Raw genomic sequence first — 12,804 nt, 5'->3', positions numbered from 1 at the left:
GAATATCGCCGCGAACGCCGTCGCTTCCCGCGTAGCCCGACGCGGCGTCCCCGACGCATTAGTATGGGAGCAGTCCACCCGCACGAAGGAATCGCGAGAACCATGAGCCAGCCGCACCCCATCATCGGCAACCTCTCCGCACTGACGGAATACAACCGTTCACGTGTGGTGCGCGCCCTCTACCGGCGCGGCGTGTGCTCGCGCGCGGATATCGCCCGTGAGACGGGGCTCACCCCCACCGCCATCACCAAAATCACCGGCGACCTCATCGCCCTCGGCGCGATCACCGAGGTGGGCGACATGCCCGGACGCGCCGGCCGCCGCTCCATCGGCATCGCGCTTAACGGCACCGGCCTGCGCGTGATCGGCGTGACCTTCGAACGCAGCACCATCACGGCCGGCGTGTTCACGCTTGAAGGCAATCCGCTCGACGGGGCCGGTTCGCGCGCCGAACTGTCCATCGGCACGGGTGAGCATGCCAAGGATGTGGTCGCCCGCGCCCAGGATTGGATCCGGGGGCGATTGGAGGCCGACCATGCCATCGTCGCCGTCGGCATCACCATTCCCGGCCCGTATCTCCCGCAGGACGGCCGTATCGCGGTGGTCACGCAGACCAACGACTGGGAGTCGGTGAACTTCCGCGAAGCCTTCGTCGACGCGTTCGCGGTGCCGGTTGTGCTCGCGCACGACGCCGGCGCCGGCGCGCTGGCCCAGCAACTGCTCAATCCGCAATGCCGCATGGCCGATTCCCTCGCCTATCTGCTGCTCGGCGAGGGAACGGGTCTGGGTGTGATCGACCAAGGGCAATTGCTGGTCGGAGCCCATGGCGGCGCCGGCGAGATCGGCCATATCTCCATCGATATCAACGGCCCGGTCTGCAAATGCGGCAATCATGGCTGCCTGGAGCGGTACTGCTCGGCGGAGGCGGTGCGCGAGCGTCTGATCGCGAGCACGCCGGCGCTGGTGGAGGATGCGGAGCGGCTCTCCCCCATCGAGGCATGCCGCGCGCTGTTCGCGCTGGCCGCCGCGGGGAACGCGGACGCGCTCGACCATGTGCGCGAGTTGGGGCGCTATGTGGGATATGGCTGCGTCACGGTGATCAACGCCTACGATCCCGAGATCATCGTGTTGGGTGATTTGATGGCGGAGGCCGGCGAACCGTTGCTGGCCGCCGCTAAGGCCGTGGTGGACGAGCGCGTGGCACCGGCGTTGCGGGCCCGGGTGCGGCTGACTCTCAACACCATGGGAGGTGACGAGGTGCTTAGCGGCGCGGTCGCGCTGGCCATCGAGCACGCGCTCGGCAATCCCACCGCGATGCTGCCGCGCTGAAATACGTGAAAGCGGATCGTCTCTTCGACATGCCGCGACGTTATTCATAAGAGCTGCTAATATATAAACAACTCTTATACAATATGGTCGTTCACCGAAGTCGGCCATACACCACGTCGAAGGAGACCACCGCCATCATGACCAACGAATCATACGAATACGGCACCGCCGCCAACAAGGCGCTGCTCGAGCGCGAAACCGCCGAACTGCTGGCCTTCGGCCGCAACTTCCCCGCCCCCAACGGCGGCTCCTGCTGGCTGGACGATCTGGGCGACCCCGACCCGAGCCACGGCATCCAGACCTGGATCACCTGCCGCATGGCCCACGTCTACACTTTGGGCGCGCTCAACGGCATGGACGGCGCGGAGGAACTGGTGGACCGCGCGCTTGACGGCCTGCGCGGCCAGCTCCACGACGACGCCAACGGCGGATGGTATCCGGAGGTCTCCATCGAGGGCGTTCCCGCCGAAGGCAAGATCTGCTACACGCACGCCTTCGTGATCCTGGCCGCCACGTCGGCCACGTTGATCGGCCGCCCCGGCGCGCGCGAACTGCTCAACGAGGCGCTGGCGACCTTCGACCGGCGTTTCTGGGACGAGGAGACGGGACTCGCGGTCGACACCTGGGACACCGCCTTCACCGAGCTCGACCCGTACCGCGGCGTCAACGCCAATATGCACACCGTCGAAGCCTTCCTCGCGGTCGCCGACGTCACCGGCGACGAAACCTACCGCACGCGGGCCGGACGCATCGCCGACCACGTCATCGACTGGGCCTCGCATAACGACTGGCGCATCCCCGAGCACTTCCACGCCGACTGGTCGCCGGACCTCGAATGCAATCAGGACAAGCCCGACGACCAGTTCAAGCCGTATGGCGCGACTCCGGGCCACGGCATCGAATGGGCGCGTCTCATCACCCAGTACGCCTTAAGCTCCGGCAAGCCGCAGAAGGAGGTGGACCGCTACCTCGACGCCGCCGAACGGCTGTTCCTGCGCGCGCTCGAGGACGCCTGGAACCGCGACGGAACCATCGGCCTGGCCTACACCACCGATTGGGAGGGCGAGCCCGTGGTCACCGACCGCATGCACTGGACGCTCGCCGAGGGCGTGAACACGGCCGCGGTGCTGGCCCGCGTGACCGGCAAGCAGGTGTTCAAGGATTGGTACGCCACGTTCTGGCAGTATATCGACGAATACCTCATCGACCACGAGCACGGCTCCTGGTTCCATCAGCTCGATAAGGACAACCATGTGATCGGCACGGTCTGGCCGGGCAAATCCGACCTGTACCACGCCACCCAGTGCACGCTGATCCCGCTGCTCGACCCGGCGGTTTCCATCGCCCCGGCCCTAAAGGCGGCCCGGGCGGCGCGATAAGGAGTTTGGTGTGTCGGATTTGCCCAACACGGCCGATTTCGCACACCAAACTCTCAAATCAAACGTTTTGAACAAGCCGGGCTCGGAAGCCCGACACACCAAACTCTCCATGGCCTGTCGGAGAGGGCGTTTCGGTGCGGCTGGTCCGTTCGAATGATGTAAACACAATGGCCGAACAAGACGACGACGGGCGACCTCACGCTGAAACGTTGAGGTCGCCCGATGGAGTCAGGTGGCCGCTCGACCTTATCGCGCGGCCACCCAAAGAAGACGTCACTCACTCCTTTTCGTCGTCGTCCTCCTCATTGCCGATCAGCTTCGCGGATTCCTTCTGCTCCTCGTTGAAACGGTCGGCCTCGCGCATCTCGTACAGCGAGGGCTTGGCCGCCTCCGCGGGCTCGTGGACCACGACCTGCTGGAACGGCGTGAGGATGCCATGCTTGGAGATGATGAGCTTCATCTCGCGCTTCAGGTCGCGTTCCAACTGGCCGCGGTTGCCTTCGACGCAGCGCGCGACGATGCGGATCACCGCGGTGCCGTCCGGGTTGAGCGCGGCGACGCCCTTGTAGAACGGGCCGTCGAGGATGGCCGGCAGACGCTTCTTGATGTTCGGCAGCTCGCGTTCGAGGATGTTCTCGACGCGCGGCAGCGATTCGCCGTATTCGAGCGTCACATCCACCGAAGCGTAGGAGTCGAGCTTCGTCTTGTTCATCACGTTGCTGATCTCGCTATTGCGCAGCACCAGGATGTTGCCGGAGCCGTCGTCGATCTTCGTGGTGCGCACGCCGATCTCGATCACGGTGCCGCCCATGGAGCCGACCTGGATCACGTCGCCGACGCGGAACTCGCCTTCGAAGATGATGAACAGGCCGGAGAGGATGTCGGAGACCAGCTGCTGGGCGCCGAAACCGATGGCCAGCGTGAGCAGGCCGGCGGAGGCGAGCAGCGTGGCGGTGTCCACGCCGAGCAGGGCCATGCAGTAGTACAGGATGCCGATGATGGAGCCGTACTTGATGACGCTGCACAGCAGACGCACCATGGTCTCGCCGCGCGCGCCGAGCACGCCGGTGAGCATGCGCAGCAGCTCCTGCGCCACGCCGGCCACGGTGATGATCACGCAGGCCGACATCAGCGCCGCCGTGATGGCGAAGATGTTCAGGCCCTTGTTCCAGCCGCCGCCGAGCACGTAGGAGAACACGGACTGGCTGCCGAAGATCTCGTCCTTGAACATCACGCCGATGAACACGATCACGACGAACAGGCCGAAGAACCAGCGCATCACCGTGCCCAGCTTGCCCTCCGGGGTCTTCTCGTCCCAGTCGAAGGACTGGTTGAGCCAGCGGCTGGCGGCGGATTGGGTTTTCATCCTGCGTTCGGTGCCGGGCACCCGCACCTCGAACACGTGGGCGTCGAGCACGCTCGCATCGCCTTCGGATCCGGACGCTGCGGAGGCGCGCTCGGCAGCCGCATCAGCCGCGCCGATCGCACCGGCGCCGGCGGCGACCTTCTTCGCACGGGCCTTCGGGTCACGCTCGAAGGCGAGGATCAGGAACACCAGCAGCAGGCACACCAGCGCGATGCCGGCGGTGGCGAGCGTCAGCGGCAGACGCTCGGCCATCAGCTCGGAATCGCCGCCCGTGACGTACAGGTAGTAGTCCGAGGTCTCCACGGACGAGGCGTAGTAGGTCGTGCCGGCGATCGTCAGATAATCGGAATAGCCGCCCTTGAGCTGGGCCTCGGTCATGCCGACGGCGGTGGCCTTCTTGCCCTGCACGAGGCTGTCGGGGAAGTAGACCAGCCTGCCGTTGCTCTTGCTCACCGCGAAGGCGAAACCGTCCTTGCCGACCTGCACGCCGTCGAGCACGTTGTCGATCTCCACGCTGGTGAGCAGTTCCTCGAGCATCTGCGGGTGGACGGCGATCTGCACCAGACCGTCGATCAGCCCCTCGTCGTCGTAGGTGGGCACGCCGATGTACTGGCGCATCGCGCCGGTGCTGTCATCCTCGGTCGGATCCTGCACCAGCGATTCGACGCCCTGCAGCAGCTGGCGGAAGGCGTAGGACTGGTCCTCGGGATTCTCGCTGAGCGTGAACGAACGGTCCGGCTCGGTGGAGGCGGTGCGCACGCCGTCCTCGTCGAACACGCTGATCATGTCGACGCCCAGCGCGTCGGCCAGCTGGGTCAGATCCGACTTGTTCGCCAGCTCGGGGTTCTGGTCGAGCACATACGCCGCGACCTTGACCTTGTTGAGATAGCGGGTGTTGTATTCCTGCTTGAGGCTGTTCGCGCGCTTGGTGGTGTTGGACATGGTCTGGGCGATGGACGAGGCGCGGTCGGCGTTGACCAGCGATTCGCTGGACAGCGCGAACAGCGTCTGCATGTAGAAGGACACCACGATGACCACCACAAGCCCCACCACGGAAAGCACGGCCGCCTTGCCGCCGACCTTGCGGTTGTAGCGCAGCGGGCCGAACGCGAGCAGGTCCTCGTCGCGGTGGCCGCGGTTCTCGTCGTCGCGCAGCACGAACACGCCGTACATCACCACGGCGGCCATCACCACGATGAACGCGAACAGAATCACGCCCACGGTGACGTTGCGCGAGGCGGACAGCGTGTGCTCCGGCACGGAGCTGATGTAGTAGGTGTCGCCGATTTTGGTCACGCCGCTGTACAGGCGGGTGCCGTCGAAGTTCATATGGAAGAACTTGCCGTCCTCAAGGTCGTCGACGTTCAGGCCGTTCGTCAGGGCGTCCGTGCCGATCAGATCCGCGTTCGGATGGTATTGCACGGTGTAGTCCTGCGCGGACACGGCCATCATGTAGCCCTGCTGGCCGACGGTGATGTCCTTGAGCGTGGCGGTCAGCGAGCTGCTGGAGTCGATGATGTCGTCCAGGCGCTCGGGACTGGTCTCCACCACCGCCATGGTGTCGTCGTCGATTGCGGCCGCGTAATAACGGTAGTTCCAGTCCTTGTCGGGCAGGCTCACCTCCACGGCATCGGACGGCTCGCCGGTCTCGAACACCGTGCGCAGCTGGTTGAAGCGCGCGTGGTGGAAGTCCGCCTGAGTGTCCTGCGCCTTGGCCACCACATCGCCGTTCTCGGCCACCACCAGCACGTTGTCGACGGCGAGAAGCGTTTTGAGCTCCTTCATCTTGGCGTCGGTGGCTTCGAATCCGGCGTTGTTGTTGGCCATATAGGCGATGGACTCGGCCTTCGAGCGGAAGGTCTCGTCGAAGCTTTCCGTGCTTTCCTGCGTCTCGAGATCGGCCTGTTCCAGGGTCTCCTTGAGCTGTTCGTTCTGCTGGCGCATCTCGTCGGTGTATCCCGACAGCGACAGCTGGGTCTGCACGCCGGCCAGCAGCAGGCCGGTGACCGCCACGCTTGCCAGCACCACGGCCAGCAGGGCGGCGATTTTGATTTTCAGTCGTTTGGACATGGGTTCGGTGGTCACCATATTCGTCGCTCCTTCTCAGTCCTTCTCAGTCCCACTTGTCGATGAGCTGGTCGATGGTGCCGTCATCGAGCATGCTTTGGATCGTCGTGGCCACCGGCTCGCTCAGATCGGAGTCTTTCTGGGTGGCGACGCCGTATTCCTGCGGATCGATGCTGAAGTCGTCCAACGTGTGGCGCTCATCGTTCATATAGGTTTTGGCGATGGCGCCGTCCAGGGCCATGCCGTCGACCAGCCCCTCCTCCAGCGCGTCGGAAAGCTCCTGATAGGACGCGTACTGCAGCAGGTGGTAGTTGTCGAACTGCACGTCGGTGTTGTCTTCGTTGGCGGAGCGCACCTCGCCGTCGGAGAAGCCCTCGTCGGCCATCTTCTGCGCCAGCATCGGAGCGGTGTTCGCGCCCGCCATCGTGCCGATGGTGCCGCCCTTGAGTCCGGAGAGCTGGTCGATCAGCGAGCTGTTCTGCACGACCATCACCACCGCGTTGTTGTAGTAGGCCGGGGAGAAGTCGAAGTTCTTCTTGCGTGAGTCGGCGATCGAATAGCAGGCGACCAACGCGTCGACCTTGCCTTCCGACAGCATCTCCTTGCGGTCGTCGGGCGTGACGGTGACGAACTCGACGTCGCCGTAGCCCATCCGGCTCGCCATCTCGGTGGCGATGTCGATTTCAAGACCGTAGTATTTGCCGGTTTTCTCATTGAGATAGCCGAAGCCGATGATGTCGGCACGCACGCCCACCTTCAGGGTGCCTTTGTCGCCGGCGATGCCCGACGTACAGCCGCCGAGCAGCATCAGCGCGGAGCACGCAAGCAAGGCGACGACGGCCAGCGCCCACCGGCGCGGACGCCGTATCGTTTTGCCGGAGCCATGCATAATGGTCCCTTTCCATGTCTCTTCGTTCTTTCCTGTGCATGCACGTATGCGGGCCGGCCCTCAACATATCGCCGGTCAGCCAGTCAGTAGAACCGTGGGCGGCTCTGCCGTTCAGCGCACTATTTCTCATGATTTCGCGTAAGACTGGGGAAACTCGCACGCAGGGTGGCGATTTCTGCCCTTATGGGGTACATGGCGACCTGCCCTTTTGGGCATATAGACGCCGGCCAGGCCCTGAGCCTTCCGCCAAGCTCGCCTACGCTGGGCGAGCGGCGCATCATCGGTACGCGCCAAACCTTGGAAGAAAGGGATCGTTCATGAATTTCCGTAAATACGTCGCCGAATTCGTCGGCACCATCATTCTTGTGCTGGTCGGCTGCGGCACCGCCGTCGGCTCCACCGCGCTGACCGGCGCGCTCGGTCTGGAGGGCTCCGCCCTGGCCGTCGCCTCCGTGGTGATCGCGCTGGCTTTCGGTCTTTCGATCGTCATCGCCGCCTATTCCGTGGGCAACGTCTCCGGCGCGCACCTCAACCCGGCCGTCTCGCTGGCCATGCTGATCGACGGCCGTATGAGCGTCGTCGACTTCGCCGGCTATGTGGTGGCCCAGGTGCTGGGCGCGCTGGCCGCCGCCGGCATCCTCGTCGGATTCACCGGCTCCAACGCCTCCCTCGGCACCAACGGCTACGGCGACGCCTCGGCCCTCGGCACCAACGCCGGCCAGGCATTCCTGGTCGAAACCGTGCTCACCTTCGTGTTCGTGCTTGTGATTCTCGGCGTGACCTCCAAGCCGGAGTTCGGCAACATCGCCGGTCTGGTGATCGGCCTGTCGCTGGTCGCCGTGGTTCTGGTCGGCCTGCCCTTCACCGGCACCTCCGTGAACCCGGCCCGTTCCCTCGGCCCGGCCCTGCTCGCCGGCGGCGAAGCCCTCGCCCAGGTGTGGCTGTTCATCCTCGCCCCGCTGGTCGGTGGCGCTCTGGCCGCCGTGCTGCACCGCTTCGTGCTCGCCCCGGCCTACCTGACCGACGCCGAGTAGGCCTTTCGCCGCGCAACGCCATTCCAAAGGCGCTCCCCACATCTTGTGAGGGGCGCCTTTGTTGTCGACGATCAGCGGGGGCGGGTTATGGCGACGCGACGGGCCTCTTGGGCGAACCGGTCCAGACGCGTCAACTCCGCCTGCTGTTCGGCGGTGGGCTGCGGAGCGAAGCCGCCATAGCGGCGCTCGGCGGCGGCGCGGATCAGGAAGTCGCTGATGGCGGGGTTTTTGGGCAGGAGCGAGCCGTGCATATAGGTGCCGATCACGTTGCCCACGCGCGCGCCTTCGGTATGGTCCTCGCCGTTGTTGCCGCGCCCCTCCTGTTCGACGCGCCCCAGCGGTCGCGTTCCCTCGCGCAGGAAGGTCTGGCCGGAATGGTTCTCGTAGCCGACGATCTGACCGAAATCATCGCTGCGCTCCACCAGATTGCCGATCATGCGCACGTCACGGCCGATCGTATACGCGCCGAACACGCCGATGCCGTCGAGCCTGGTGCCGTCGATGGTCTCGAAATACTCGCCGAACAGCTGGTAGAGCCCGCAGATCATCAGCATGGGCACGCCGTCGGCGGCCGAGCCTCGCAGCAGGTCGGCCCTGGCGTAGAAGTCGTCGATGATCTTCTTCTGACCGGTGTCCTGCCCGCCGCCGCCGAGGATCATATCGACCCGTTCGGGCCAGTCGTCGCCTTGGTTGTAGGCGTGGACGCGCGGCTCGTAACCATAGAGCTCCAGCCGGCGTTTGATGGTGAGCACATTGCCGGAATCCCCGTAGATGTTCATATCCTTGGGGTAGAGGGATACGATGTCGATCACGCTGGCCATTCCCGTCACCTTCCCACTCCGGCGTCGCTGACCTTGGCGACGCGGCCCAAGGCGGCGCGCGCGGCGAGCATCGCGGTGTATGTGCAGTACATATGTTTCGGCGTGCCGGGGTTCGCGTTCACGAACGCGCCTACCGCGGACTCGAGGTCGGGCTCCACCGTCTCGACCGGCACCTCGTCGTAGCCGAGACGCAGCGCCATATCCCACGCGCGCACGCCGGAGACCATACTCACACCCGTGCCGCGCAGGCTGGTGAAATCCACATCCCACAGCCAGCTCATGTCGCGGCCGTCGGCGTATTCGTCGTTGATGGCGATCATGGTGTCGCAGCCTTCGGGCGCGAAGGAGGCGAGCGACAGACGGAATCCCATCGGGTTCTTGACGAGCAGCAGTTCCACCGGCGAACCGTTCACGTCGATGACCTCGCCGCGCCCGAACGCGGGGGTCACCCGGGCGACGGCGCGGACCAGACGGGAGTTGTCGGCGGCGGATCGGGCGGCGGTACCGGACCGGGTGGGGACGGATCGGCCGGCATGACCGGACTGCCGGGCTGCGGCGGATCGCGGAACGGCGGAGGATTGGCCGGCATCGCGGACCACGCTTCTGACGATGGCCAGCGCGGCGGCGGCGTTATATAAGTTGTATACGCCTTCGAGTTTGACGGAGGTCTCGTAGGTCTCGCCATCCATCGCGAACGTGGCGGCGTGGTCGGCCACCCGCATCAGCGTCACGTCGGCGGTCAGGCCGTGGCCTGCGGAGGACACGGTCGGAGCCGTGGACGCAGAGGCCGCCACGGTGGTGGCCATCTCGTCATCGGAGGGGAAGAACCGCGTGAGATCGTCCGCGAGCCCGAAGTAGCGCACCTCAGTGCCGCCCGGCACCAGCTCGGCGAGTTTGGCGACGCGCGGATCCTCGCGGTTGAGCACCACCGTGCCTGTGGTCGCTTCGGCCACATGGCCCAGCAGTCGGGCGGTGTTGTCGATCTCGCCGAAGCGGTCGAGCTGGTCGCGCATCACATTGAGCAGCAGCGCGTACCGGGGTTTGACCTGCCGCACGAAATGCACGGCGTAGGCCTCGTCGAGCTCCAGCACGGCGATGTCCGCGTCGAGGCGGCCGCCCAGATCCACCTCCTGCAGCAGCGCGGAGACCACGCCGCGCGTGAAGTTGGAACCGGTGGGGTTGGTGAACACCTTGTATCCCAAATCCTCAAGCATCATCGCCACCATGCGGGTGGTGGTGGTTTTGCCGTTCGTGCCGGAGACGAGGACCACGCCGTGGGGCAGCTGCGCCAGCGTGCGCGCCAGGAATCCCGGATCGAGCCGCTCGGCGATCTTGCCGGGGAAGGCGCTGCCGCCATGACGGGTGAGGCGGGCGAGCGAACGCACCGTTTTGCCGATCAGAGGCGTGGCGAAGGAGAACACAGGCATCTCACACCCCCTGGTTGTAGTCCTGCGGCATGTCCTTGAACTTCGAGGTCGCGCCAAGGAAGGCCAGATGGAAGGTTTCGGTGGGGCCGTTACGATGCTTGGCCATGATCACATCGGCCTCGCCCGGACGGTCCTCATGGTTGTAGTAGTCGGGGCGATGCACCAGGAACACCACGTCGGCGTCCTGCTCGATCGAGCCGGACTCGCGCAGGTCGGAAAGCTGCGGCAGCTTGTCGTTGCGCATTTCCGGTCCTCGGTTGAGCTGCGACAGGGCGATCACCGGCACCTCGATCTCCTTGGCGAGGAGTTTCAACGCACGGGAGAATTCCGACACCTCCTGCTGGCGGCTTTCCACCTGTTTGCCGGAGGTCATGAGCTGAAGGTAGTCGATGACCACGAGTTTGAGGTCGTTGGTCTGCTTGAGACGGCGGCATTTCGCGCGGATCTCCATCAGGCTCATATTCGGGCTGTCGTCGATGAACAGCGGCGCCTCCTGCATTTTGCTCCAGAAGGTGTTCAGCGTGTTCCAACGCTCCGGAGTGATCTCCTCGGCACGGCCCAACGCGCCCAGCGGAATGTTCGTCTCGGCGGAGATGATGCGCTTGGCGAGCTCCACCTTGTTCATCTCGAGACTGAAGATCACGGCGGCCATATTGTGGTGCAGCGCGGCCGAGCGCGCGAAGTCGACGCCCAGCGTGGACTTGCCCATGGCCGGACGGCCCGCGACCACCACCATCTGGCCGGGCTGCAGGCCCTGGGTCAGATCGTCGATGTCGCGGAAGCCGGTCGGCACGCCTTTGGGAATCTCGCCGTTCTGCATTTTGTCGAGCTGGTCGAGCGTGTCATGCACCGCGTTGCCGATGGACACGTAGTCCTGGCGCACCTTGCCCATGCTCATCTCGTAGATCTCGCTTTGCGCGAGGTTCACCACATCCTCGGCCTGCGACCCTTCGGCCGAATAGCCGAGCTGGGCGATTTTGGTGCCGGCGGCGATCACATTGCGCAGGATGGCGCGCTGGTGCACGATCTCCGCGTAATAGGTGGCGTTCGCGGCCGTGGGCACGGAGGCGACCAGACTGTGCAGATAGTCGGCGCCGCCCACCTTCTCGAGATTGCCGGCCTTGAGCAGCTCGTTGGCCACCAGCACCACGTCGACGGGCTGGCTGGCGGCGAACAGGTCGATGACCGCCTCGTAGATCGTCTGATGTTTCGGCTGGTAGAAGTCGGTGACGTCGATCATCTGCGAGACCTCGCCGACGGCGTCCTTGCTCATCAGCATGCCGCCCAGCACCGCCATCTCCGCATCGTCGTCATGCGGGGGCACGCGATCGAACATCGCGTCTCGTTCGTTTCCTTCAGCCATAGGCACCCAGTATAGAAGATGGGTCGGGCGCGGGCGATGGGGCCGCACGGCACGAGCTTATTCAGACCGGACCGGACCGCCCGTCCAACGGGATGATCAGCATCGTGCGCCAACGGTACGGCGTGTCCGCGCCGGGTCGGGCCGCGTCTCGGGATGCGCCGCGCACGGCGAGGCCGCCGCCCTCGCCCGCGGCGGACGCCGCACGATCGTCAACCAGCCCGAAATCGGCGCTGCCGCCGTAGCGTTGCGCGATGCGGCGTAGAATCGACAATCCCCAACCATGCTCCGACGAAAGCGAGGGGGTGTGGGATCCGCAAGGGCGCGCCTGGTCGCAGGGATTGGTTTCCTGGACCACGAAATTGCCGGCGGCCACCCGCGCGCGCAATGCGATATGGCGCTGATCCTCCGGCAGCCGCGAGCAGGCGGCGATCGCGTTGTCCATGATATTGGAGAACAGCGCGCAGATCTCCACGCTGGTCAGCGGCAGACTTTCCGGCACCTCAAGCCGGTGGTCGACGGCGATTCCCGCGCGGGCCGCCTGCGCGACCTTCAACGCCAAAAGCGCGTCCGCCACCGGATGCTCGCAATAGGACGCGCCTGCGGGCAACGCGCCGACGGTGTGCGCGACCGCCGCCGACACCGCATCGGCATCGCCCTTCTCCACCGCGTCGCTCACCGCACGCAGCCGCCCGGCGATCAGCGAGTCCTGCGCGCGGGCCGTCTCCATCTCCCGCGCGGCGCGGGACGTATGGGACCGTTGGGCCCGCAACTGCGCGCGCAGCATCGCCGCGCGACGGCGCAGCATCGCGTCCTGCTCGGCGCGGTACAGGTCGCGGAACAGCACGTAATCCACCGCCGCGCAGACCACGGCAAGCGCGGCCAGCACCAGCAGCGGCGTGACGGCGTCCACACGCAGCCATACGAACGCCATGTTGAACGCGATGAACACCAGTTGGCTGAGCGGAAACAGCAGGTTCACCAGCACGCGCCTCACATGGAATCCGCGCATCAGAGCGACCAGACGCACCATCATCGCGCCCAGCGCCACCAGCGAGGCCACCGCCGCGATGCCGCAAAGCGTCCGCACGAACGGTGCCGCACCGGCACCGATCGCATCCATATCAATCAT

General features: G+C 65.4%; 9 protein-coding genes. 3 read left to right on the top strand and 6 right to left on the bottom strand.

Translation table 11 applies throughout. From position 1 onward, the window contains the following. Positions 1-102: 102 nt before the first annotated feature. Both BL8807_RS05285 and BL8807_RS05280 read left to right on the top strand, forming a co-directional pair. A complete protein-coding gene (locus tag BL8807_RS05285; RefSeq protein ID WP_072726967.1) occupies positions 103-1,329 on the top strand; it encodes an ROK family transcriptional regulator in 1,227 nt (408 codons plus the stop codon). Between the two features lie 137 nt (positions 1,330-1,466). Then, positions 1,467-2,708: an AGE family epimerase/isomerase gene (locus BL8807_RS05280; RefSeq protein WP_072726968.1), complete on the top strand. Its 1,242-nt coding sequence runs from the start codon at positions 1,467-1,469 to the stop codon at positions 2,706-2,708. Between the two features lie 277 nt (positions 2,709-2,985). Here BL8807_RS05280 and BL8807_RS05275 read toward each other — a convergent pair whose 3' ends face one another. Together BL8807_RS05275 and BL8807_RS05270 are read right to left on the bottom strand one after the other, a co-directional pair. Continuing rightward, the gene (locus tag BL8807_RS05275) at positions 2,986-6,162 is read right to left on the bottom strand and encodes a mechanosensitive ion channel domain-containing protein (protein WP_205408871.1); all 3,177 of its coding nucleotides are present in this window, start codon (positions 6,160-6,162) and stop codon (positions 2,986-2,988) included. A gap of 25 nt (positions 6,163-6,187) precedes the next feature. Further along, positions 6,188-7,030 (bottom strand): transporter substrate-binding domain-containing protein, encoded by an 843-nt coding sequence (locus tag BL8807_RS05270; RefSeq protein WP_072726969.1) that lies wholly within the window; start codon positions 7,028-7,030, stop codon positions 6,188-6,190. Between the two features lie 317 nt (positions 7,031-7,347). Here BL8807_RS05270 and BL8807_RS05265 point away from each other — a divergent pair, with 317 nt between their 5' ends. Then, positions 7,348-8,064: an aquaporin gene (locus tag BL8807_RS05265; protein WP_072726970.1), complete on the top strand. Its 717-nt coding sequence runs from the start codon at positions 7,348-7,350 to the stop codon at positions 8,062-8,064. 71 nt (positions 8,065-8,135) lie between these two features. Here the strand turns inward: BL8807_RS05265 and BL8807_RS05260 are convergent, their stop codons facing one another. The 4 genes from BL8807_RS05260 to BL8807_RS05245 all read right to left on the bottom strand — a co-directional run bounded on the left by BL8807_RS05260 (position 8,136) and on the right by BL8807_RS05245 (position 12,804). Continuing rightward, positions 8,136-8,885: a type 1 glutamine amidotransferase gene (locus tag BL8807_RS05260; protein WP_072726971.1), complete on the bottom strand. Its 750-nt coding sequence runs from the start codon at positions 8,883-8,885 to the stop codon at positions 8,136-8,138. A 5-nt stretch (positions 8,886-8,890) separates the two neighbouring features. After that, a complete protein-coding gene (locus BL8807_RS05255; protein ID WP_072726972.1) occupies positions 8,891-10,312 on the bottom strand; it encodes a Mur ligase family protein in 1,422 nt (473 codons plus the stop codon). Position 10,313: 1 nt separating this feature from the next. Then, positions 10,314-11,675, bottom strand: a complete 1,362-nt coding sequence (dnaB, locus tag BL8807_RS05250) for a replicative DNA helicase (RefSeq protein WP_072726973.1) — start codon at positions 11,673-11,675, stop codon at positions 10,314-10,316. 61 nt (positions 11,676-11,736) lie between these two features. Continuing rightward, positions 11,737-12,804, bottom strand: a complete 1,068-nt coding sequence (locus tag BL8807_RS05245) for a GHKL domain-containing protein (RefSeq protein ID WP_072726974.1) — start codon at positions 12,802-12,804, stop codon at positions 11,737-11,739.

The organism is Bifidobacterium lemurum, from assembly GCF_014898175.1.
Classification (GTDB): Bacteria; Actinomycetota; Actinomycetes; order Actinomycetales; family Bifidobacteriaceae; genus Bifidobacterium; species Bifidobacterium lemurum.
This window is presented reverse-complemented; position numbering and strand designations above follow the sequence as displayed.